General features: G+C 71.8%; 21 protein-coding genes. 8 read left to right on the top strand and 13 right to left on the bottom strand.

From position 1 onward, the window contains the following. The first annotated feature begins 47 nt into the window (after positions 1 to 47). The 3 genes from ABD932_RS28840 to ABD932_RS28850 all read left to right on the top strand — a co-directional run bounded on the left by ABD932_RS28840 (position 48) and on the right by ABD932_RS28850 (position 2,370). Positions 48 to 701, top strand: a complete 654-nt coding sequence (locus ABD932_RS28840; protein ID WP_345016874.1) for a TetR/AcrR family transcriptional regulator — start codon at positions 48 to 50, stop codon at positions 699 to 701. Between the two features lie 48 nt (positions 702 to 749). Then, positions 750 to 1,511, top strand: a complete 762-nt coding sequence (locus ABD932_RS28845) for a YqjF family protein (RefSeq protein ID WP_345016876.1) — start codon at positions 750 to 752, stop codon at positions 1,509 to 1,511. 109 nt (positions 1,512 to 1,620) lie between these two features. Further along, positions 1,621 to 2,370: an SDR family NAD(P)-dependent oxidoreductase gene (locus ABD932_RS28850; protein ID WP_345016878.1), complete on the top strand. Its 750-nt coding sequence runs from the start codon at positions 1,621 to 1,623 to the stop codon at positions 2,368 to 2,370. 134 nt (positions 2,371 to 2,504) lie between these two features. On the opposite strand, the gene ABD932_RS28855 is transcribed toward ABD932_RS28850, so the two are convergent. The 3 genes from ABD932_RS28855 to ABD932_RS28865 form a co-directional block, all read right to left on the bottom strand. Next, on the bottom strand, positions 2,505 to 4,556 hold the full coding sequence (locus ABD932_RS28855) for a DUF1996 domain-containing protein (protein ID WP_345016880.1): 2,052 nt from the start codon (positions 4,554 to 4,556) through the stop codon (positions 2,505 to 2,507). Positions 4,557 to 4,686: 130 nt separating this feature from the next. Then, positions 4,687 to 5,139, bottom strand: coding sequence for a flavodoxin family protein (locus tag ABD932_RS28860; protein WP_345016882.1), 453 nt, complete (start codon positions 5,137 to 5,139; stop codon positions 4,687 to 4,689). A 46-nt stretch (positions 5,140 to 5,185) separates the two neighbouring features. After that, a complete protein-coding gene (locus tag ABD932_RS28865) occupies positions 5,186 to 5,983 on the bottom strand; it encodes an anti-sigma factor antagonist (protein ID WP_345016884.1) in 798 nt (265 codons plus the stop codon). A gap of 129 nt (positions 5,984 to 6,112) precedes the next feature. Here ABD932_RS28865 and ABD932_RS28870 point away from each other — a divergent pair, with 129 nt between their 5' ends. Then, the gene (locus ABD932_RS28870; protein WP_345016886.1) at positions 6,113 to 6,478 is read left to right on the top strand and encodes a helix-turn-helix transcriptional regulator; all 366 of its coding nucleotides are present in this window, start codon (positions 6,113 to 6,115) and stop codon (positions 6,476 to 6,478) included. Between the two features lie 83 nt (positions 6,479 to 6,561). Here ABD932_RS28870 and ABD932_RS28875 read toward each other — a convergent pair whose 3' ends face one another. Further along, positions 6,562 to 7,443, bottom strand: a complete 882-nt coding sequence (locus ABD932_RS28875; protein WP_345016888.1) for a YegS/Rv2252/BmrU family lipid kinase — start codon at positions 7,441 to 7,443, stop codon at positions 6,562 to 6,564. A 99-nt stretch (positions 7,444 to 7,542) separates the two neighbouring features. Then, positions 7,543 to 9,141, bottom strand: coding sequence for an FAD-binding oxidoreductase (locus ABD932_RS28880; protein WP_345016890.1), 1,599 nt, complete (start codon positions 9,139 to 9,141; stop codon positions 7,543 to 7,545). 73 nt (positions 9,142 to 9,214) lie between these two features. On the opposite strand from ABD932_RS28880, the gene ABD932_RS28885 reads away from it, so the two are divergent. Together ABD932_RS28885 and ABD932_RS28890 are read left to right on the top strand one after the other, a co-directional pair. Continuing rightward, positions 9,215 to 9,814, top strand: coding sequence for a TetR/AcrR family transcriptional regulator (locus ABD932_RS28885; RefSeq protein ID WP_345016892.1), 600 nt, complete (start codon positions 9,215 to 9,217; stop codon positions 9,812 to 9,814). Then, positions 9,811 to 11,403, top strand: a complete 1,593-nt coding sequence (locus ABD932_RS28890; protein ID WP_345016894.1) for a glycerol-3-phosphate dehydrogenase/oxidase — start codon at positions 9,811 to 9,813, stop codon at positions 11,401 to 11,403. The genes ABD932_RS28885 and ABD932_RS28890 overlap by 4 nt, the downstream gene beginning before the upstream one ends. Positions 11,404 to 11,462: 59 nt before the next feature. On the opposite strand, the gene ABD932_RS28895 is transcribed toward ABD932_RS28890, so the two are convergent. After that, positions 11,463 to 12,101 carry a class I SAM-dependent methyltransferase gene (locus ABD932_RS28895; protein WP_345016896.1) on the bottom strand — a complete coding sequence of 213 codons (639 nt, stop codon included), beginning with the start codon at positions 12,099 to 12,101 and terminating at the stop codon, positions 11,463 to 11,465. 232 nt (positions 12,102 to 12,333) lie between these two features. Between ABD932_RS28895 and ABD932_RS28900 the strand changes: the two genes are divergently transcribed. Further along, the gene (locus tag ABD932_RS28900; RefSeq protein WP_345016898.1) at positions 12,334 to 12,960 is read left to right on the top strand and encodes an NADPH-dependent F420 reductase; all 627 of its coding nucleotides are present in this window, start codon (positions 12,334 to 12,336) and stop codon (positions 12,958 to 12,960) included. 188 nt (positions 12,961 to 13,148) lie between these two features. On the opposite strand, the gene ABD932_RS28905 is transcribed toward ABD932_RS28900, so the two are convergent. Beyond that, complete coding sequence (locus tag ABD932_RS28905) at positions 13,149 to 13,940, bottom strand: maleylpyruvate isomerase family mycothiol-dependent enzyme (protein ID WP_345016900.1); 792 nt, start codon at positions 13,938 to 13,940, stop codon at positions 13,149 to 13,151. Positions 13,941 to 14,045: 105 nt separating this feature from the next. Here ABD932_RS28905 and ABD932_RS28910 point away from each other — a divergent pair, with 105 nt between their 5' ends. Continuing rightward, complete coding sequence (locus ABD932_RS28910) at positions 14,046 to 14,762, top strand: lipoprotein (RefSeq protein ID WP_345016902.1); 717 nt, start codon at positions 14,046 to 14,048, stop codon at positions 14,760 to 14,762. A 68-nt stretch (positions 14,763 to 14,830) separates the two neighbouring features. Here the strand turns inward: ABD932_RS28910 and ABD932_RS28915 are convergent, their stop codons facing one another. From ABD932_RS28915 to ABD932_RS28940, 6 genes are all read right to left on the bottom strand, one after another. After that, the gene (locus ABD932_RS28915; protein WP_425587529.1) at positions 14,831 to 16,210 is read right to left on the bottom strand and encodes a glycoside hydrolase family 10 protein; all 1,380 of its coding nucleotides are present in this window, start codon (positions 16,208 to 16,210) and stop codon (positions 14,831 to 14,833) included. 187 nt (positions 16,211 to 16,397) lie between these two features. Then, a complete protein-coding gene (locus ABD932_RS28920) occupies positions 16,398 to 17,036 on the bottom strand; it encodes an SRPBCC family protein (RefSeq protein ID WP_345016904.1) in 639 nt (212 codons plus the stop codon). Further along, positions 17,029 to 17,403 carry an ArsR/SmtB family transcription factor gene (locus ABD932_RS28925; RefSeq protein ID WP_345016906.1) on the bottom strand — a complete coding sequence of 125 codons (375 nt, stop codon included), beginning with the start codon at positions 17,401 to 17,403 and terminating at the stop codon, positions 17,029 to 17,031. The genes ABD932_RS28920 and ABD932_RS28925 overlap by 8 nt, the downstream gene beginning before the upstream one ends. Before the next feature lie 67 nt (positions 17,404 to 17,470). Continuing rightward, complete coding sequence (locus ABD932_RS28930) at positions 17,471 to 18,250, bottom strand: alpha/beta fold hydrolase (RefSeq protein WP_345016908.1); 780 nt, start codon at positions 18,248 to 18,250, stop codon at positions 17,471 to 17,473. 107 nt (positions 18,251 to 18,357) lie between these two features. After that, positions 18,358 to 19,497: an alpha/beta hydrolase gene (locus ABD932_RS28935; protein ID WP_345016910.1), complete on the bottom strand. Its 1,140-nt coding sequence runs from the start codon at positions 19,495 to 19,497 to the stop codon at positions 18,358 to 18,360. Beyond that, positions 19,494 to 21,851 (bottom strand): thioester reductase domain-containing protein, encoded by a 2,358-nt coding sequence (locus ABD932_RS28940; protein WP_345016912.1) that lies wholly within the window; start codon positions 21,849 to 21,851, stop codon positions 19,494 to 19,496. The genes ABD932_RS28935 and ABD932_RS28940 overlap by 4 nt, the downstream gene beginning before the upstream one ends. Positions 21,852 to 21,867: the final 16 nt, after the last annotated feature.

Here is a 21,867-nt window from a genome sequence, read left to right on the forward strand (position 1 = left end):
GTAACGTAAACATGAAACAATGTCACGTTCAGGTTCGGAGGCTGTGCATGAGCGGTCCGGCCTCTCCCGGGAGCGGCGGCAGCTGGCCCGTTCCCCTGCGCCGTACTCCTCAGCAGGCGCGCAGCAAGGCTCGGTTGGCCCGGGTCCTTCAGGCCGCCGAGCGTGTCCTGGTCGGCGAGGGGGTCCAGGCGCTGACCACGACCCGCGTCGCGGCGGAGGCGAAGGTCTCGGTCGGCTCGCTGTACCAGTACCTGCCCGACCGCGACGCGATCATCGACGCCCTGGCAGCCGGTTACCTGGCCCGGCTCGAGGCCGCCATGGACGACCTGGTCCGCGCGGCCACCGCCGAGCAGTGGGACGACCCCGTGGGCGTGCTCATCGACGCGTACGCCGCCATCTACCGCACCGAACACGGCTTCCGGGCGCTGTGGTTCGGCAGCAGCCTGACCGAGCAGACCCGCGCGGCGGACCGCGAGCACAAACGCCGGATGGCGGACGGCGTCCGGCGCGTCCTCCTCGCGCTCGGCACCGTCCGCGACGACGAGACCCTCGGCCGGGCCTGCCACGCCGCGGTCCTCGCCGCCGACGCCCTCGCCCAGGAGGCGTTCCGCCGTGACCCCGAGGGCGATCCGGGACTCCTCGACGAGGCCCGGCTGATGCTGCGCGGGTACCTCACCGATCTCGCCGCCCGCCGACCATGACGTCGGGCTCCGCGATAGGGCGGATTCCGGCTCTGCCATGCTGGCGCCGTGCCGAAACCCACGCCTGTCACCCCGGACGCGCCCGACCGCATACGAACCCCTCTCCTCACCCAGGAGTGGCTCGACCTCGCCTTCATCCACTGGGCCGTCGAACCGGACGTCGTGGCGGGGCTGTTGCCGGGAGGGACCGTTCCGGACACGCATGACGGGGTCACGTACGTCGGGCTCGTCGCCTTCCGGATGCATCGGGTCGGCTGGCTGCGGCTGCCCGGGGTGCCGTATCTCGGGACCTTCCCGGAGACCAACGTGCGCCTGTACTCCGTGGACGCGCACGGGCGGCGCGGCGTCGTGTTCCGGTCGATGGACGCCGCGCGGCTGATCCCGGTCGTCATGGGGCGCGTCGGCTTCCGGCTGCCGTACCTGTGGTCCCGGATGACCGTGCGCGCCGACGGCGACACCGTCACCTACACCAGCTCCCGGCGCTGGCCCGGCCCGCGCGGCGCGTACAGCCGTATCGCCGTACGGACCGGTGAACTCATCGAGGAACCCACCGAGTTGGAGCACTTCCTCACCGCTCGCTGGGGCATGCACAACGCCTTCTTCGGCGAGCCCGAGCCGCTGGCGTACCTGCCCAACCACCACCCGCGATGGCCGCTGTACCGCGCCGAGCTGATCACCTGCGAGGAGAACCTGATCACGGCGGCCGGACTGCCGGCCCCGAGCAGTGCCCCGGTCAGCGTGCTGTATTCCCCCGGCGTCCCCGTCCGTCTCGGCCGTCCGGCGCGACCCGCGGGCATCCCCACGCCCTGATCCGCGCCGCGTGTCGAATTCCGGAGCCCGGCGCCGACGTATCGGATGAGAGGGCCGGGGCCGCACCATGCGGCCGGCCGGTCGGCGGTCGTCAGAACGGAGATCGATCATGCTGCTCAGGGACAAGGTCGCGCTGGTGTACGGCGCGGGAGGCGCCATCGGAGGGGCGGCGGCGCGCGCCTTCGCCCGGGAGGGGGCGAAGGTCTTCCTCGCCGGGCGGACCGCCGCGCCGCTCGACAAGCTCGCCGAGGACATCCGTGCCGCGGGCGCAGACGCCGAGACCGCCGTGGTCGACGCGCAGGACGAGGCGGCGGTGGACGCCTTCGTCGACGGCGTCGCCGCGCGTGCGGGGCGGATCGACGTCTCGTTCAACGCCATCGGCTACGGAGACGTCCAGAGACCGCTGATGGAGATCTCGGAGGCGGACTTCCTCCAGCCCATCGTGACGGCGATGCGGTCGCAGTTCCTGACGACCCGGGCGGCGGCCCGGCACATGACCGCGCGCGGCACGGGGGTGATCCTCGCCTTCGGCGGCGGTGGGACGCAGACCCTGCCCGGCCTCGGCGGCTTCAAGATCGCGCTGGACGCCCTGGAGGGGCTGCGCCGCCAGTGGGCGATCGAGCTGGGCCCGCACGGCATCCGCGTCGTGACCCTGAAGTCCGGCGGCGTGCCGGAATCCCTGCCCGCGGGGTTCCCCGGTGCCCAGGCCATTGTGGGCAGCCTGGTCGACGCGACCCAGCTCGGCCGGGCCGCGACCCTCGCGGACGTCGGCGACGTGGCCGCCTTCGTCGCCTCCGACCGGGCCCGCACGCTCACCGCGACGGACGTGAACATCTCCTGCGGCGCCATCGTGGACTAGGACGCGGCGACGCCCCTCGGCAGGGCCTCGACGCCGTGCCGCAACGGTGAACGCGACAGGGCCCGGACCGGGTCGCCCGGTCCGGGCCCTGCGGAACGTCGGCGCCTACGCGCCGCTGCCTTGCGTCGTCGCCCTCATCGGGTGCTGCGCCTGGCGCGGATCAGCACCAGGAGGCCACCCATGAGGAGGACGGCGCCGGCCGCGGCCGGCCACAGCGTGGTGCCCGTCTCGGCCAGGTTGCCCCCGACCGCCTGCGGCTTCGTGCCCAGACTGTCCTCGGTGTCGTCGCCGGCGGGCTGCGTCTGCGCCGCGGCCCCTCCCGCGTTCTCGTCGTCACCGGAGCCGCCCTGCGCCTGGTCGTCGCCCGCGGCGGCCGACGGGGTGCCGGAGGACTTGGGCGCGACCGTGCTCGACACGGTCGGCTTGTCGTCGTTCGCCGGGTCGTCGGCGCCGGGGTCGTCACCGGCGTCGTCGTTCGAGGGGGCCTCAGTGGCGGGGTCCTCGGTCACGGGGGCCTCGGTGGCCGGGTCCTCGTTCGCCGGCGGGTCCGTCTGCTCGTTCCCTCCGTCGCCCGGCTCCGGCTTGTCGTCACCGGCCGGCGGAGTGGTGGGCGCCTGCGTCGGCTCCTCGGTCGGCTCCTCCTGGCCCGGGTCACCGCCCTCGTCGGCTCCGGCGCCGCACTCGCGGCCCTCGTTGATGCAGTCGACCATCTGCCCCATCAGGTCCTCGTCGAAGACGTTGATGAAGTCGCCGTGGTCGGTGACCGGCTTGTGCAGCTGCTCGGGGAAGGAGTCCACCGCGAACAGCGGAGTCGTCTTGCCGCCGTCCTGCAGGCTCGGCGCGTCGACGTCGTACACGATCCGCTGCACCAGCTGCGGGATCGCCTGGAAGCCGTTCGAGCAGCTGCCGTCGGCCGCGGCGAACGCCACGTGGGTGCGGTGGTTGGCGCTGTCGATGTTCTGGCCGTCCCAGCAGCTCTGGAACTTGAACGTGCGCACCACGTCGCTGCCCTGCGGGCACAGCGGGTACTTGTCCTTCAGCTGCCGGTCCTCGAAGCCGGTGCAGCTCCAGGAGGCGTTGGCGTTGGCGGTGCCGTTGACGAACGCCTTGGCGTCACCGGTGATGATGCGCAGCAGTCGCGGCATCTCGGTGACCTTGCCCTGCGGGTTGCCCACGAAGGTCATCGTCACCGCCTTGGGCGTGACGATCTCGCCGGCGTTGCCCTCGATGCCGCCGCCGGGCGAGCCCGCGTCCTGCTCCTGGGTGCCGTTCTGCAGGCGCAGGACGGGCCAGAAGTACGACGACCTGTCACCCTGGTCGACACAGGTCGTCTCGGCGCCCGCCAGGTCCTCGTCGCTGGCGAAGGCGTTGTTGGCCTGGTTGCCGACGTAGTCGTGGAAGTGGTGGGCGCCGTTGGAGACGCCGGGGGCCACGATCACGTTGTCCGAGTTGAACAGTCCGTTCTCGTTCACACCGCAACTGGTGGCGAAGGTGCCCCGGGAGGCTCCCTTCTGAACGGCCGGGCTGGGCACGTTCGGCTGTACGGCCTTGATGTCCACGAAGTCCGCGGCGACCGGGCCGTTGCCGGCCTGGCCACCGTTGGGGGCCTGGCCGCCGTCACCGGTCTGGCCGCCGTTGTCGGGCTGCTGGTCGCCCTGGTCCTCGCCCGCCTGGTTGTCGCCGCCCTCGTTCTGGCCGGCGTCGCCCTGGTCGCCGTTGCCGCTGTCGGCGGCGCGCAGCGTGCAGGGGGCGAGGGACTCCAGGCCCTGCGGCCGGTCCCCGACGCGCTCGATGGCGATGGCGATGCGCTCGATCGTCGCCGTGCGCTTGTCCTTCAGCGGATTCATGATCGCGCTGTCGGCGAAGCCCGCGTCCTGCTGGACGGCCTGGGCCGACTCCTGCAGCCGCTGGTAGGCGTCGGCGATCTGCTGGTCCAGGAGGGCGAGTTCCTTGGCGACGTCCTCCTTCGCCCCGTCCGGCACGGCCGTCAGCTTGCTGCCGACGTCCGGGCAGTCGATCGTGCCTGCCGGGGAGGACAGCGTGCGGGCCTGTTCCGCTCCGCCGTCCTCGGTGGCCGAGGCGTAGACGTTGGCCGCAACCAGGCCGCCGCCGCCCATCATCAGCGCGACCGCTGCAAAGGTCGCGCGCCGTGCGCCCGTGGGGCGTCTTCGCGTGCTGCGTCCCAAGGAAGTACTCCTACGCCTCGTGGTCGGTCAGGGCATGAAAATCCCCTGGCCTAATACGGAGACGCGCCGCGTCGTGTTCAACCGCCTCGAGAATTCACAGAAATCTCTTACAACGCGGCTCCGACGAGGGTCAGTTCATGAGCCCGGCGGCGAGCGTGGCGCCCAGTTCCCAGCAGGCCTCGGTGTCCGTCCGGCCGGGCTCGCCGGTCACCGTCACGGGTTGCGCGGCGCGTCGCCAGGCGAGGCCGGTCGTGATGGAGTCGATGGCCCGGACCGCCCCGGTGACGTCGCTGCCGCCGTGTACGTAGTAGCCGAAGGGCCGCCCTCGGGTCTCGTCCAGGCACGGGTAGTAGATCTGGTCGAAGAAATGCTTGAGGGCCCCGGAGATGTAGCCGAGGTTCGCCGGGGTGCCCAGCAGGTAGGCGTCGGCGTCGAGGACGTCGGTTGCCGTGGCCGACAGGGCGGCTCGCCGTACGACTTCGACGTTCTCGATCTCCGGCGCCGTGGCACCGGAGATCACGGCTTCGAGCATGGCCTGGCAGTTGGGCGAGGGAGTGTGATGCACGATCAGCAAGGTAGGCACACCCGAACCCTGCCGCCGCGCCGCCGATCGACGCAACCGCGACGGTTCAGTTGGCGGCTGGGGCGGGGTCCGGGTCCTCCGTCCCGCCTCCCGTTGTTCCCGCGGCGGAGTTGACCCTGGCCACCGCGGACGACAGCTGCTCCTGGACCTCTTCGGGCAGCGCGTCGCCCTTGACCGCGGTCACCAGGTATCCGGCCAGCGAGTGCAGTTTGGTGTTGGTGTTCTGCGAGGCCGCGACGAGGACCGTCCAGGCCTCCTCGGAGGTCAGGCTGAACGAGGCCATCAGGATGCCCCGGGCCAGGTCGATGGTCGGCCGGGTCTGCATGGCCCGCCGCAGCTGGGCGACTTCGATCCGCAGGTCGTGATCCGCGGCTTCGGGCGCTTGCGTGTCCTGGCCGTGCCGGTCCGCCGTGTCCTGCCGGTCCGCCGTGTCCTGCCCGTCCGGGCTCGAGCCGTCGAACAGCGTCCGTGTGCCGGACAGGGCGAGCAGGCGATCGACCACGCTGCTGGTGGAGTGGATGGCGACCGTCTTGGCCTGCTCCAGCGCCCGGTTGCGCAGGTTGAGCAGGACGTTGAGGGCGGAGCAGTCGCAGAAGGAGACGTCCTCGAGGTCCAGGTCGATGCCGCGGGCCGAGCGGCTCAGGGCTTCGCGCAGGACGCCGCGGAGCTGCTCGCTGGTGTCGAGGTCGAGTTCCCCGCGGACCTTCACCGTGACCCGGTCGCCATCGGGACGCAGGTGTGTGACGAGCGGGCACGGCGGGCCGGCCGCCGGTGCGCCTGCGGTGTCCGCACGATCGGCGGCGCCCCCGCCAAGGGGGTGCCCAGAGGACGCGAGCTCCGGCATGACCGCCTCTCCCTCAGCTGCTCCCCGTCTCGCTACCAGACTGAACCGGAACTACAGGACACGTCAATAGATACATGAAATGCAGTGCGTGTTTTTGTATACGTGAACCCAAAGTCGTAGGCTTGGCACATGGACGGAGTCCCTGAGTCGCACACCGGATGGACATTCCTGACCAACCACGCGCGCGTACTGGCGACGATCGCCGACAATCCGAACGTCCGCATTCGGCATATCGCCGCGCACTGCCGGCTCACCGAGCGGGCCGTCCAGAAGATCATTTCCGATCTGGAGCGGGACGGCTATCTGTCGCACGTCCGCGAGGGGCGCACCAACACCTACCGGATCGAGCCCGACAAGGTGCTGCGCCACCCCGCCGAGGCCGGACTGCCGGTCGCCGCGCTGCTCTCGCTGCTCGTCCAGGACGAGGCAGACCGCAGCGCGGCCTCCGATCAGCTGAGGGCCACGCGCCAGCGGATGCCGGTGGACGGCGGTTGAGCGGTCGCCGGGCGAAGTCGCGGACGCGACACGGCCAGGGGCTCAAAAACCTCGACCAGGGCTCGACACCCCTGGCCAAAGGCTCAGCACAGCACGCGCAGCGCTCCCGGCAGGACCCTGACCGTGACCGGGAGGGTCGCCTCGACCTCGCCGTCCGCGCCGTAGGGCACCTCGCGGTCGGCCTCGATACGGATCTCCCTGCCCCGCAGGATGCTCACCTGGGGGCGGTGGACGTGGGCGCCGGTCTTGAGGTCGTTCATCAGGGCGAAGAACAGCCGGCGCGGCGCCTCGCGGATCATCACCACGTCCAGCAGACCGTCGTCCACGCGGGCCTCGGGCGCGATGAGGCGGCCGGAGCCGTAGTAGCCGGAGTTGGCGGCGACGACCGTGTAGCCGGTGTGCGGGTGGTCCACCCCGTCGACGGTGACCCGGTAGCGCGCCGGGCGCCAGGTGGTGACGGCGCGCAGTCCGCCGGCGTAGTAGGAGGCCGCGCCACGCAGCAGGGTGGCGTTGTTGGCGTGCCGGTTGGCGAGTGCGTCGACGCCCGCGTAGACGCTGCCGAGGACCACGGTGCGGTGGTGGACGGCCGACTCGACCTCGATCGTGTCGACGTTCCGGGGCTCGTGGTGGAGCAGCACCTGGGCGAGTGCCGTCGGGTCGGCGGGCAGGTTCAGCGCCCGGGCGAAGTCGTTGCCGCGGCCGGCCGGTACGAGGCCGAGCAGGGCGTCGGTGCCGCTGAGCGCTCCGCCGATGCCTCCGGCGATGCCGTCGCCGCCGACAGCGAGCACCACCCGGCCCCGCCGCCCGGCGTCCCGGGCGAGGTCCCGGGCGTGGTCCAGGCTGCGGCTGTACTCGGTCTCCAGACCGGCCCCGGCCTCCCGCAGCTGCCGGGCCACCTGCAGCAGCGCGGCCGCCGAGGCGGATCCGCCGGCCGTGGGGTTGACGATGGCGGTGAACTGTCGCATCGGTGTGCCTTTCGGGCCGACGGCCGGGTACTGCCGGAGGCGGTGCGGGGTGAGTGGACGGAGGGCGGGAGGGAGGGAGTCGAGCGTGTGGGTCCGGGGTCAGTCGAGGGGCAGGAGGACGCCCGGGTTGAGCAGGCCCGCCGGGTCCAGCCGGCGCTTCACCGCGCGCAGCGCCTCGATGCCCAGGGGGCCCGCCTCACGCACGTACCAGTCCCGGTGATCGGTGCCCACGCCGTGATGGTGGCTGATGGTGCCGCCCGCGGCGAGGATCGCCTCGTTGGCGGCGTGCTTGGCCTTCTCCCAGTGCGTCACCGGGTCGTCGCCCTGTGCGGAGACGACGGTGAAGTACAGGGAGGCGCCGTTCTCGTAGACGTGGGAGATGTGACACATGATCAGGGGCGGGGTGCCGGAATCGGTGAGCGTGGTGGCGAGGGCTTCACGGACGGACGCGTACAGCCCGGGGACGCGTGACCAGAAGGTCGCCGTCTCCAGTGTCTCCGCGAACGCCCCGGCGTCCAGCAGGGAGTCCCGCAGGTAGGGCGCCGAGTAGCGGCCGTGCGCCCAGCGCTGTCCCGGCTCCTCGCCCAGCGGGGTCCCGCCGCACTCGCGCAGCACGGCGGCGGCCTGCTCCCGGCGGTGCCCGGTGTCCTCGTCCGTGCCCTCGTAGCCGGTGATGGCCATGCATCCCGTGGGCTGCTGCCCGGCGACGGCGGCGCCGATCGCGTCGGGCTGGGCGAGGCCGATCAGCGTCTCGGTCTCGTCGGACAGGCGCAGCACCGTCGGGCGCGGCCCGTCCTGGGCGAGGCGGCGCAGGGCTGCGGCGCCCTCCTCGAAGGAGGGGAAGCGCCAGCCCTCGTACACGCAGGTCTGGGGAACGGGGCGGATCCGTACCGTGACGGACGTGATGACGCCGAAGGCGCCCTCCGAACCGAGGAGGAGCTGGCGGAGGTCGGGGCCGGCCGCCGAGCGGGGTGCGCGCCCGGTGTCGATGGTGCCCTCGGGGGTGGCGAGGGTCAGGCCCAGCACCATCTCGTCGAAGCGGCCGTAGCCGGCGGAGGCCTGGCCGCTGGAGCGGGCGGCGGCGAATCCACCGATGGTCGCCCACTCGTAGGACTGGGGGAAGTGGCCGAGGGTGAAGCCGTGTTCGGCCAGCAGCGCCTCGGCCTGCGGGGCGCGCAGACCCGGTTGCAGGGTGGCGGTGCGGGAGACCGGGTCGAGGTCGAGCAGCTGGTCCATGCGGCGCAGGTCCAGGGCGACGAAGGGGCCCCGTCGGGCGGGGGCCAGGCCGCCGACGACGGAGGTGCCGCCGCCGAACGGGACCACGGGCAGGCCGTGTTCGGCGCAGGCGCGCAGGACGGCGAGCACGTCGTCGTGGTCGGCGGGGAGTACGACGGCCGCGGGGATGTCGCCGACGTCGCCCTCGCGCATCCGCAGCAGGTCGGGGGTGGACTTGCCGCGCGTGTGGCGGATGCGGGCCTCCGCGTCGAAGCGGACGTGCTCCTCACCGCCCACGGCACCGAACAGGGCCTGGCGCACAGCGGGTTCGAGCCCCGGCTCGGGTACGGCGATGTCCTCGAGGGCGACCGGCCCGGCGGTGCGCGGCTTGACGCCGAGCAGATCGCGCAGCAGCCCCGTCACGGTCTCGGGCAGCGGCGCCGCCTTGGCCGGGTCGCCCCAGCCGCTCCACAACATGTCCATGGCGGTCGTCCTCACCGGTCGATTCGGGCGATGCCGTGTTCCGGACGGCCTCGCGGGCGTTACACTGTTACACATGACGCCTATTCGTCACAACCACTCGGACGGCGACGCGGTGCTCGACGCGGTGCGCGACTGTGTCCTGGCCGTCGGTGTCCGCCGTACGACACTGACCGACGTGGCCCGCCGCGCGGGCGTCTCCCGGATGACGCTGTACCGGCGCTGGCCCGATGTGCGCTCACTGGTGGGGGACCTGATGACCCGGGAGTGGGTCGCGGTGGCCACCGGGGCCATGCCCGAGCGGCGGCCCGGGACGGACACACGCGCCCTGATCGTCGACGGGCTGGTGGCCGGGGTCGAGGCCTTCCGCGCCCACCCGCTCTTCCAGAAGATCGTCGACGTCGATCCAGAACTGCTTCTCCCCTACGTCCTCGACCGCCGCGGCGCGAGCCAGGAGGCGCTCATCGCGCTGCTGGCCGACGCCCTGCGGGAGGGCCACGCCGACGGGTCGGTGCGCGCAGGCCATGCCGAACGGCAGGCGCGCGCCGTGCTGTTGATCGTCCAGTCCTTCACGCTGTCCCTGCGCACCATGACCGACGAGGACGACCCCGACCTGAACAGCGGGGCCTTCCTCGCGGAACTGCGCAGCATCCTGGAGAGGACCCTGACGCCATGAGCCCCACCCCTCCTCCCCCGGTGCCGGGATCCTCGCTCAACGCCGCCCGGCGCTCGCGCGAACTGGCCGAGACCGTCGGCTGTCCTGCCGTGGACGTCCTGGTCGTCGGCCTGGGCGCGACCGGCGCCGGGGCCGCCCTGGACGCCGCCGCCCGCGGCCTGACGGTGGCCGCGATCGACGCCCACGACCTGGCTTTCGGCACCTCCCGCTTCAGCAGCAAGCTCATCCACGGCGGGCTGCGCTATCTCGCCTCGGCGCAGCTCGACGTCGCTCACGAGAGCGCCGTGGAGCGTGGGGTGCTGATGGAGCGCACGGCACCGCATCTGGTGCGGGCCCAGCCCTTCGTGCTGCCTCTGACGCCCCTGGTCTCCCGTGGTCAGTCCGCCCTGGCCTGGGCCGGATTCCGGGCCGGGGACACCCTGCGCCTCGCGGCCCGCACGGCCCGCGCCACCCTGCCCGCCCCGCGCCGGCTCTCCACCGTGGAGACCCGGCACCTCGCCCCCGCCCTGCGCACCCAGGGTCTGCGCGGCGGCCTGCTGTCCTGGGACGGCCGGCTCACCGACGACGCCCGTCTGGTGACCGCGATCGCCCGCACGGCCGCCGCCCACGGTGCGCGGATCCTGACCCGGGTGAAGGCGCTGCGGCTCACCGCGTCCGGTGCCGTGATACGTGACGAAGTCACCGGCGAGGAGGGCGAGATCAGGGCCCGAGCCGTGATCAACGCGTCCGGCGTCTGGGCGGGCGGTCTGGTGGACGGCATCCGGATCCGCCCCTCACGCGGCACCCACCTCGTCCTGCGCTCCGACCACCTCGGTCCGCTGCCCGCGGGGCTGCACGTCCCGGTGCCCGGGGAGACGAACCGCTTCGTCCTCGTCCTGCCCCAGGGCGACGGCCGCGTCTACGTCGGGCTCACCGACGAGCCCGTCGAGGGCGACATCCCCGATGTTCCGGAAGTGCCCGAGACGGACATCGGTTTCCTCCTCGACGTCCTCGGTTCCGTCCTCGACGTCCCGGTCCAACGCGCCGACGTGGTCGGTGCGTTCGCGGGACTGCGTCCGCTGCTCGACACCGCACCGGCGGCGCAGTCGGGCACGGCGCCACGGACCGCCGACATCTCGCGTCGGCACGCGGTCCTCACCTCGTCGGAGGGCGTGATCACGGTGGTCGGCGGCAAGCTCACCACCTACCGGCGGATGGCCGAGGACGCCGTCGACGCCGCCGTCGCCGCCCGCCGGCTCCCCGCCGGTCCCTCCTCCACCGCCTCCCTGCCCTTGGTCGGCGCCGCGTCGCCCGACACCCTCGGGTCCGTCCGGGCCCCACGTCGCCTGGTCCAGCGCTACGGCACCGAGGCGGCTGCCGTCCAGGCTCTCGGTGCGCAGGATCCCCGGCTGGGCGAAGCCGTGCTGCCGGGTCATCCCGTCACCGGCGCCGAACTGCTGTGGGCCGTACGCCACGAGGGAGCCCTGGACGAGGCCGACCTGCTGGACCGGCGTACCCGCATCGGGCTGGTGCCCGCCGACCGTGCGGCGGCGGTGGACGCCGCCCGCCGGGTACTGGGCGAGGTGTCGGCGCAGGTGGGTGAGGTGTAGAGGGCTGCTGGGTGAGATGTACGGGGCCGCGGCGTGCGGTGTGGGGGCAGCGGCGTGCGTCAGGCGTCCATGCGCCGGAGCCGCCACAGGTGGTCGTCCCGGGAGCCCTCCACACCGTCGGGTGACACGCTCCGCCTGCGCACCGTGTCCAGCGTCTCCACGGTCCAGTCGTCCTCGGGGAGCGCGAGTTCGTCGAGGACGCCTCGCAATGTCGGGAAGTCCGCGTCGAAGGGCGGCTCGGCCTGCCAGGACGGCCAGCAGGCGTGCATGACGATCAGCAGAGTGCCGCCCGGGGCGACCGCGTCCGCGGCCCGGCGCAGAATCCGCTGCTGGTCCAAGGAGACCGGCGACTGCAGAAACTGAGCGTTCACCAGGTCGAAGGAGCCCTCGGGAAACGTCTCCCCCAGCACGTGCCGTTCCCAGACCGTGCGGTCGCTGACGCCGGCCTCGGCGGCGTGCAGGGCGGCGCGTTCCAGTGCCGTGTGCGAGATGTCGACGCCGGTGGCGCGCCAGCCGCGCGAGGCGAGCCACACCGCGTCGGCGCCTTCGCCGCATCCGAGGTCGAGCGCGCTGCCCGGCCGGAGGTCACCGGCCTCGCGGACGAGCAGGGCGTTGGGACGGCCGCTCCACAGCGGGCCGCCGTCCCGGTAGCGGGCCTCCCAGAACTCGGCGGCCGTCAGGGCGGGGGTCTCGGTCATGGTGCCTCCCGGGGTGCGCGGGTGTCGTGGTGTGGCGGGACTGGGCGGAGCGCGGGCTGCGTGCCCCGTCCGTCTGAAGAAGCCTGCGGGACGCCTCGCAGAGGGGCAAAGATTGTTGCCGTTTCGGCAAGGGACCGGCCGGCCGGGCGACCAAAGGACTACGACCTTGGAGCCGGTCCCCCTGGGCCCGTGGTCCGATCCGGCGAATGTCGGCCGCGGCTAGCGTCGCAGCATGCGTATAGGAATTCTCGGCACCGGCAACGTCGCACGAGCGCTGGCCCACGGCTGGAGCGCCGCGGGACATGATGTGCTCCTCGGTTCACGCGACCCGAAGGAGCGGGCGGACCTCGGTCTCCCCGTGGCAGGCCTGAGCGAGACGGCGGTCCATGCGGAGGTGCTGGTCAACGCGACCCCGGGGGACGTGTCCGTGGAGTTGCTGCGCTCCATCGGGGCAGCGACGCTGGCCGGCACTGTGCTGATCGACGTCGGGGTCGGCCTCTCCGCCGACTTCACCGAGCTCTCGCACCCCAACAGCAGCCTGGGTGAACAGATTCAGGAGGCCTTTCCCCTGACCCCCGTCGTCAAGACGCTGTGCACCATGGACTCCACGGTGATGATCGCCCCGGACGGTCTCGACGGTCCGAGCACCGTCTTCCTCTCCGGTGACGACGCCGAGGCCAAGCGGACCACCGGCCGGCTGCTCGCCGACCTCGGCTGGCCGCCGTCCTCCCAGTTGGACATCGGCGGCATCACCACGGCACGCGGACAGGAGCACTTCGCGTTTCTCTTCATGGGGATCGCGGGCGGTCTGGGCGCCCACGCGTTCAACATCAACGTGGTCACCCGCGCCGCCGACTAGGGCCTGTCGTTTGGATCAGGTCGGCTAAGAGCAACTGCGCCCTTCAGCCGACCCGAGCGGGGTCTGGTGCGTGCAGCTGCAAGGCGGAGGAGGGCGGCGACGCGGAGCGTCGGCAACCGACGACAACGCGGCAGATGTGCGCACCAGACCCCGCTCGGGTCGGCATGATCCAAACGACAGGCCCTAGGTCACTCGTCCGGCGCCTCCAGCCAGAAGCCGGCGCGGGTCCGCCAGAGGTCGAGCAGCGCCGTGTCGCCCCGGGTCTCGACGGCGGGCGCGGGCCGCTTGTAGAAGAACAGGAGCAGGTCGGCCACCGGGCCGCGTGCGGTCACCGTGGCATTGGCGGCCCCGGCGCGCCAGACGGGCCGTTCGCCGGTGAGGTCGACCAGCCATGCTCCGGCGTCGGTCGCGTCGAAGTGGAGCGTACGGTCGGGGCCGAGCAGGTCGGGCAGGTCCGGCCCGGGCTCGAACGCCTCGGGGAAGGTCGAGTACTCCAGCCATTCCTCGACCGCGTCGACGGCCAGGTCGGCCTCCAGCGCGAACTCGGCCCCGGCCGCCCGGGCCGCGTCGGCGCGGTGCACGACGGTCTCGTACGTCATGCGCCGCGCCCAGAACTCCACCGGCGCCGGCCGCTCTTCGGAGGGGTTCCAGGCCTGCGCCCCGGGACCGGCGGTGCGCAGGGCGGCGCTCAGGCGCGCGGCGCCCTCGACGAGCCAGGGGATCAGGAACGCCTCGTCCTCGTTGGTGTACGCGGAGAGGTCGTTCACCAGGTCGTCGGGGATCGGGCCGGTGGCCCGGGTCCGTACGATCGCCTCGGCCCAGCGGTGGTCGCCGCCCACGTGCCGCAGCAGTTGGCCGAGGTTCCAGCCGGGGCAGGAGAGCACCGGCGCGGTCATGTCCGCGCCCCGGACGTGACCGGTGAGCCGTTCGGTCTGGGTGACGATCTCGTCGCAGTAGCGGTCGAAGGTCAGCGGGGTCATCGCCTCATGATGCCGCAGCGCAGAGATCCGCCCTGTCCGTGGTCTCCGATACTGTGTGCGATCTGAGCAAGATCAGGAAGCAGGATCGGGTGGGGAGAGATCACGATGCGGGTAGGGGCGGGGCGGCCACGCAGACGGCTGGCTCAGGTGGCTTTGTTGGCCGGGGTGCTGACGGGCTGTTCGGGGGCGGCCGAGGACGACACGAAGCCGACGGCCAGTGCTTCGGCGGCGGCCGAGGCGGGGAGTGAGAGCGGTACGGCGGTGAAGAGCGGCGGCACCCTCGGTCCCGCCGGTTCGGCCTGTGAGCTGCCCGTCACGTTCGACATCGCCGAGGACTGGGAGGCGGAGGCCATCGACGCCGGGGCGGCCAAGGAGAAGGTGGCCGACGGTGCCGACGACTCCGCCGACCCCGAGGAGTCCGACCTGGCCGAGGCGATCGCCGACGCGATCCTGTACCAGGGTCCGGTCGCGGCGGCGTGTGAGGTCGACGCCAAGCCGGCGGGGAACATCGGCTTCCTCCGCATCTGGACGGGCAAGCCGGGTGAGGACGACCCCCGTGCGGTGCTGGAGGCCTTCCTGGCGGCCGAGGACAACACGAGCAAGGCCAAGTACCGCGAGTTCGACGCGGGCGGCGTCTCCGGTGTCGAGGTGAAGTACCTCTTCACGAGCAAGCTGCTGGAGGAGACGAAGGAGGAGGCCGCCCTGGCCGTCACCACCAAGAAGGGTCCGGTCGTCATACACCTCGGCGGCATGGACACCGAGGAGCACCGGGAGATGCTGCCGGCGTACGAACTCGCCAAGCGGACCCTGCGCATCAGCTGAGCAGTCGGTGGTGGTGTGTCCGGCGCGGGCGGAGGATCGCTCCGCGCCGGACACCTCCCCGGGGTCGGTCAGAACGCCGTGCAGGAGCCGATCGCGGGGGCCGTGCCGGTGCCGTTCTTCATGACGGTGAAGCCGAAGCTGGTCGACGCTCCGGCGGCCAGGCTGCCGTTGCCGTTCGGCCTCATCGTCATGACATTGCCACTGCTGTCCCAGGTGGGCGTGCCGTTCCAGGTCGCGGAGACCCTCTGCGGGGCTGTCACGGTGACGGTGGTGGTCCAGTTGCTGATCGCGGAACTCCCCGCGGTGATGGTGACCTTGCCGTTGAAGCGGTCGCTCCATTCCTCGGCCTTGCTGTAGGTGGCCGTGCATGCGGCGCCGGGGGTGCCGCCCGAGGAGGAGCCGCCGAGCGCGGTCAGCACCGCGCCGTAGGCGGGCTTTTTGTTGTAGTTGCCGTCGAAGAGCAGAGGCGTACCCCCCGGGCGCCACGAGTACTTGTCGGTGACGCCCCAGACGGTGATGCCGGTGCAGCGCGAGACCGCCAGGCAGGCCCGCACCACGTTGCCGTAGCTGTTGGCCTGGGCCGTGCCGGAGCCTTCGATGTCCAGCTCGGTGATCTGCACGTCGACGCCGAGGTTCGCGAACCGCTGCAGGTTCGCCTGGTAGTCGGACGGGACCGGGGAGGCGCTGTTGAAGTGGGACTGGAAGCCGACGCAGTCGATCGGTACGCCGCGTGCCTTGAAGTCCCTGACCAGGTTGTAGACGGCATTGCTCTTCGCGTTGACGCCGTCGGTGTTGTAGTCGTTGTAGCAGAGCTTGGCGGCCGGGTCCGCGGCACGGGCAGTGCGGAACGCCTCCTCGATGAAGCCGTCACCGAGCTTGTCCTGGAAGGGCGAACTGCGCCGGGCGCCGCTGCTGCCGTCCTGGAAGGCCTCGTTGACGACGTCCCAGGAGTGGATCTTGCCCTTGTAGTGCTGCATGACCTGGGTGATGTGGTTGTTCATCGCCGATCTGAGGTCGGCGGTGCCCAGGCCGCCGACCCAGCCGGGCAGTTGGGAGTGCCAGACCAGGGTGTGGCCGCGGACCTTCATGCCCCTGCTCTGGGCGTGGTTCACGATCTGGTCGGCGGAGCCGAAGGTGAAGGTGCCGCGGGTGCGCTCGATGGCGTCCCACTTCATCTCGTTCTCCGGCGTCACGGAGTTGAACTCGGTGTTGAGGGTCGAGACGTACGGGGCTTCGCCGAGGTGGTTGGCCGCGACCGCGGCGCCGAAGTAGCGGCCCTTCTCGGCGGCCGCGGCGCCGAGGGTGCTCGCGGCCTCGGCGGTGCCCGCGAGGGCGGTGACGCCGGCCGTGGCGAGCAGGCCCGCCATGCCGAGAGCGAGGGCGGTGCGGGTGCGTGAGCGCCGGGGCCGACGCTCGGGAGGCGGGTCGACGGATGTGCGGGTCACCATCTTGTCCCCTTCTTCCGCTTCGAAAGTTTCGGACGGATTTCCGAATTTCGCGGCAGACCCTAGGAGCAGCACCCTCAACCGTCAACAGGCCGCACACCCCTCACTTCGAGTTGACTCAAGAAGACCCAGGAAAGCCCTGAGCGGCTCGAAAGTTTCGAGCCGCTCAACGACCGTGCCGCGATGGTGTCTACGACTCGGCCCCGGTGTAGAAGGCGACCGTGGCCGCGGTCGTGGCCGCCACGACCCCCTCGTCGGCCCCCGAGGCGGCGTAGGCCTCTCCCCACAGCTGACCCGACCGCGTGCTGAATTCCTTCCCTTCGTCCGAGACCTGCCAGGCCTCGGCCTCCTCCCTGCTCATCCCGCCGCCGGCGAGGTGCATACGGAGGCCCAGCAGCGCCCCGTCCCAGCCGACACCCACGGCTCCCGGCCCGAACCGGTCCCAGAACTCGGGCGGAAACACGGCCACGTGCTCCAGCTCGAACACCGTCCGCTCGTCACCCTCCGGGGTGAGCCGCAGCTCGACCTCACTGAACCCCGGGTCAGGCCCCATCAGCCAGCTGACCCGCAGCCGCGTCGGCTCGTCGCACGTCAGGATCTCCCCGCCGGCCTGACCCTCCAGCTGGTACCGCCCGCCGACCTTGAACTCCCCGCTCACCGGCAGGAACCAGCGGCCGATCCGCTCGGGCGACGTCACCGCGTCCCACACGTCGGCGATCTCGGCGTCGTACGTACGCCGCAACAGCACCGTACGGGCCTCGCCCGCCTCGACCTGCCGTACACCGACCTGCCGGTGCAGGCGGTTCAGCTCGTCGACGATCTCACTCATCCCCGCTCGCTTCCCTTCTCAGTCTGCGTTCGCGCTTGCCTCGCGCGAGTTCCGTTCCAAGGGCGTCGAGCCGCTGCTCCCAGAAACCGCGGAATCTCTCCAGCCATGCGTCCACCTCCCGCAGCGGAGCGGCGTCGACGGCGTACAGCCGCCGGGTGCCCTCCGCCCGCACGGACGCGAAGCCGCTCTCGCGCAGCACCCGGAGGTGTTGCGACACAGCGGGTTGGGAGATCCCGAACTCGTCCTGGATCACGGCACTTATGTCGCCCGATGCCTGCTCGCCGGCCGCGAGCAGCTCCAATATCCGGCGTCGGACCGGATCACCCAGCACATCGAAGGCGTGCACGGAGCCCACTATGCCAGCCATCGCTTATATAAGGCAACACTTAAATAAGGCCCAGGGTCGGGCCTGGGCCCGAGCGAGGCACGGCCCGCTAGTCGCGGCCGGTGAGGAACCGGTCGAGTGCCGTCGTCAGTTCGGCCGGCTTCTCCACCGGGAGTTCGTGGCCGGCGTCGACGATGCGGATCACCGCGTCCGGGTAGGCCTTGGCCATCCGCAGCATCTGGGAGACGGGCAGCTGGATGTCGTGGTAGCCGTGCACCATCAGGGTCGGCGCCTGGATCTCGGCAACCCTGTCCAGCACATCGAAGGCACGCATGGCGCCGTAGAGCGTCATGACGACCTCCCGGGGCGTGTCGGCGGAGGCGCGGATGTACTCCCGGATCTCCTCGCGCGGGTGGCCGGGGGCGAAGGCCCGCTGGATGTTGGCGGCGACGAACAGCTTGAAGGGGGCGAGCGTCGAGGCGGCCATGAGCAGGGCGCGGCCCCGGTTGTAGGCCATCCTGCCGATGGAGTTCACCAGCACCAGGCGCTCGACCCGCTCCGGGTGGGACAGGGCGATGGTCTGGGCGATCATCCCGCCCATGGAGTGGCCGATGATCACGAACCGCTCGATCTTCAGGTGGTCGAGGAGGGCGAGGACGTCCTTCGCCAGGGCGTCGATCGTGCGCACCCCCGCCCCGCCGCTCTCGCCGTGCCCGCGCAGGTCGAGGCGGACGACCCGCCGCCGCTCGGCGAAGTGGGCCACCTGGTGGTCCCAGCGATGCCGGTTCGCCGTCCAGCCGTGCACGAACACCAGGGGCACACCGTCGCCGTCGCGGGGGCCCTCGTCGTCGTACGTCAGCGCTGCGCCGTCGACTTCGAGCTGCGGCATGGGTGGCCTCCTGGTGTGCGGGTTCTCAGGTGCGGGATCTCGGGTGAGGGTGCTCGTCACCGAGACTGGTTACTGACCGGTACGGTATCCGGCCGTACCGGCCGCCGTCACCGGCGTTCGCCCAGGAAATCGAGGATGTGCCCGAAGACGTCGAGGGCCGCTCCCCTGCCGAGGAACGTGTCCAGGTGGCCGTAGCCCGGGATCTCGGTGTACGTCACGTCCAGTTGGGGTTGGCGGTGGGCGAGGACGTCGCGGCAGAGCTTCTGGGAGTCGAGCCACAGGCCGTTCTCGCTGCCCGCCAGGAGCAGCACCGGGGTGTCGATGCGGGCGGCGGCGTCCAGGGCGTTCTGCGGGAGGGCCCGGTAGCGGTGGTCGGTGTCGTGCCAGCGGACCACGGTGCGGGCCAGTTCGATGCGGCGCAGGTGCGGCAGGATCCACAGCGGGGCGGGGCCGAGGAGTTCGGCGAGGCGGTTGTGGGTGGTGTCGGTCAGGTGCTCGTGGACGAAGAGGGAGGCGCCGGTCCCCCAGGCCGAGTTGTGCAGGATCTGGCAGGTGGGGTCCGGGCAGGTCGCCTTGCGCGAGGCCAGGGCGAACAGCGGGGTGTACTTCGACCACAGGCCGACCTTGCGGAAGTCGACGGGGATGTGGTCGATACGGGACTTGAGGAGTTCGCCGGCCAGGCTCATGCGCAGGGAGGTGCGGCCCGCGAGCTTCGGGGTGAGGAACACGCCCTGGGAGACGACGCCCGCGAGGCCGGGGACCAGGCCCGCCGTCATGCTCAGGGAGAGGGTCAGGGAGCCGATGCAGTGGGCGACGGCGAAGAGGGGGCGGTCGCCGATGCGGGTGCGGATGTGGCGTACGGCCTCGGGGATGTCGTGGAGGGCGACGTCGTCGTAGGTGTAGCGGCGGCCGGTCTCGTTGTACGGCAGGCGGCAGCTGCCCCGCCAGTCGAGCAGCCAGGGTTCGTAGCCCTCGTCCAGGAGGACGTCGACCAGGTTGCGGGTCTCGGGCAGCAGGAACATGTCGGCGGACGCGGTGTGCCCGTGCAGGAGCAGCACGGCGGGGCGGTCGCCGTCGCCGCTGTCGATGCGGGTGAGGCCGAGACGTACGCCGTCGGGCGCGTGGAACGGGATCTCCTCGACCCTCGCCGGGTCGAGGCGGTGGTGGAGGGGGCGCAGGGAGGTGGTGGTCCTGACCTTGCGCAGGGCGGGCCGGGTGGTCCTGGGGTTCGTCGTGCGGAAGATCATCGGTGGTGCTCCGTGGAGGTCGGGGTGCGGCGCAGGTCGAGCAGGTCCGCGGCGGCCCGGGCGAACGGGCCGAGCAGGCCGCGGCCCATCTCCAGGCCGAACCAGGCGAGCCAGGTCAGCTTGGCGGCCCGCTTCTCCTGGCTGGTCAGGCGCGGGTCGACCTTGATGCCGTCGATCTGGTCGCGTACGTAGGAGTCGGCGGGGACGACGACCTCGCCGGCCAGGCTCGCGGGTTCGCCCTCGCGGCCGAGCTCCACGGTCAGGGCCCGGGTCTGGCGCCAGAGGTCGCGGCGGGCGCGCGCGTACTTGTGGCCCTCCAGCCACCAGCGGCCGCCGTCGGTGTCGGTCAATTGCAGACGGTAGCGCAGGAGTTGGTGACGCAGGCCGTGCCCGTGCGGGATGCCTTCCTCGGGGCGGATCACAATGTCGCCGTGTTCCACGGTCAGTGGCTCGTGGTGCAGGGCGGGGCAGGTGAGCTCGCCCCGGACGTCGACACGGCGATCGGTCACCAACTGGTGCATGCTCGCGATGGAGAGAGTGAGGGACATCGCGCAAGGGGTGTCGGGGGTGGCGCCGACCGGGCCGACACGGCCTTCGGTGGTTTCGGTGAACCACAGATACGGCTGGTCGTCCTTGTCCGGGAGGCGGGCCAGGCCGTCGTTCGCGAGGCGTTCGAAGGTCTTCAGCTGGGCCCGTGCGTCGTAGCGGGCGGCGGGCGGCAGGCCGAGCGCCTCGACGAGTGCGGTGGTGCGGTCGGCCGTGGCCGCCGGGCCCTTGAGGGTCGCCTCGCAGAGTTTCAGGGCGGTGGGGCTCTGCAACACGCGGGTGAGGAAGGCCAGTTCGGGAACCGGGTCCGCCTGAAGGCGGGCCAGGGCGTCGGTGCGCCACTCGTCCCAGTCCTGTACGCGCACGTGCATGCCGCCCAGGGCCATGTCCCGTACGACGTCGTCGAGGGTGTTGGGGACGCCGGTGAGGTTGTAGTCGAAGCCCCAGGCGTCGGGTTCGCAGATGGCGGCGACCGCTACGCGGCTGACCCAGTCGACGGGGGCGGCGTTGAGATAGCGGAAGGCCGGGACGGTACGGAAGCGGCCGAACGCCGAGATCAGCCCGCTGCTGAGGTCCTGGGGGTTGTAGGCGCCGGTCTTGGTGTGGCCGCCGATGCCGCCGGGGCGCAGGGCGGTGACGACCAGGCCGTGGTCACGGGCCCGGCGCAGGGCGACTTCCGCGGCCCACTTGGTCTGGTCGTAGCCCGCGACGAGGCGGTCGATGTGGGCGAACGGGTCGTCCTCGCCCATGGAGGGGATGCCGACCTCGTTGAAGACGGCGATGGACGAGATGTGGTGCAGGGGCTTGGGACGGCCGGTGGCGGCGAGTTCGACGAGGGTGAGGGCGCCGAGGACGTTGCTGGTGCGCAGGGACTGGTATCCGCGCAGGAAGTCCACGGCGGCCGCCACGCCGACGATGCTGTCGAGTTCGTGGGCGAGGGTGTTCCAGAGGTCGTCGGGCAGGCCCAGGTGGGGTTGGCGGATGTCGCCGGGGAGCACGGTGACGCGGCGGCGGACCTCCGACGACCAGGGCAGGGCATAGCCCTTGAGCGCCTCGCCCAGCCGCGTGACGGCCGCCTCCTCGTCGGGGGCGCGGACCAGGCAGTAGACGTGGGCGTCACTGTGCCGCAGCAGGTCCAGCAGCATGTGGCTGCCGAGGAAGCCGGTGGCGCCGGTCAGCAGGACGCGGCGGGGCGGCAGGGGTTCGGGCGAGCCGGTGAAGGGGAGCCGGTCGGCGAGGGCCAGGTCGGCGAGGATCTGGGTGAGGTCGTCGGGGCGGGCTGTGGAGTGAGCGGAGTGAGCCTGGACTGCCGGGATTCCCGGAGCGGGCGACGCCGGGAACTTCAGAGGGCGCGACGCCGGGAACTCCGGAGCGCGCGACCCCGGGATCTGCGCGGCGGGCGTCGCCGGTACGACGGTTGCGGCTCCGGCGCTCCCCAGCCCGCGCCTGGCCAGGCTGACCGGCCTGGCGTCGGCGAACACCTCGTCCAGGTCGAGCCGCATGCCCAGCTCGTCCTCCAGCGCGGCGACGAGTTCCACCGCGCTCACGGAGGTGCCTCCTGCGTCGAAGAAGTCGGCGTCGGGGGCAAGATGGCCTGCGGGGACGTAACGGCCGGCCATGGCTGCGATGGTGGCCGCGAGTGTGTCCACGTCCCGTCGGGGGTCGGCATCCGGCCGCGTGGGCGTCGCCGAACCGATGACCCTGGCCAGCAGGTCGGTCACGGTCAGACCGACGCCGCCCCGCTCTATCTCCTCCGCGGTCGCCCGCTGTTCGGCGGCTGCCGACACGTTCTCGTTCACCTCACGCATGAGAGTCCTTCACGGT

Origin of the sequence: Streptomyces shaanxiensis (assembly GCF_039537145.1) — a bacterium.
GTDB classification, from domain to species: domain Bacteria; phylum Actinomycetota; class Actinomycetes; order Streptomycetales; family Streptomycetaceae; genus Streptomyces; species Streptomyces shaanxiensis.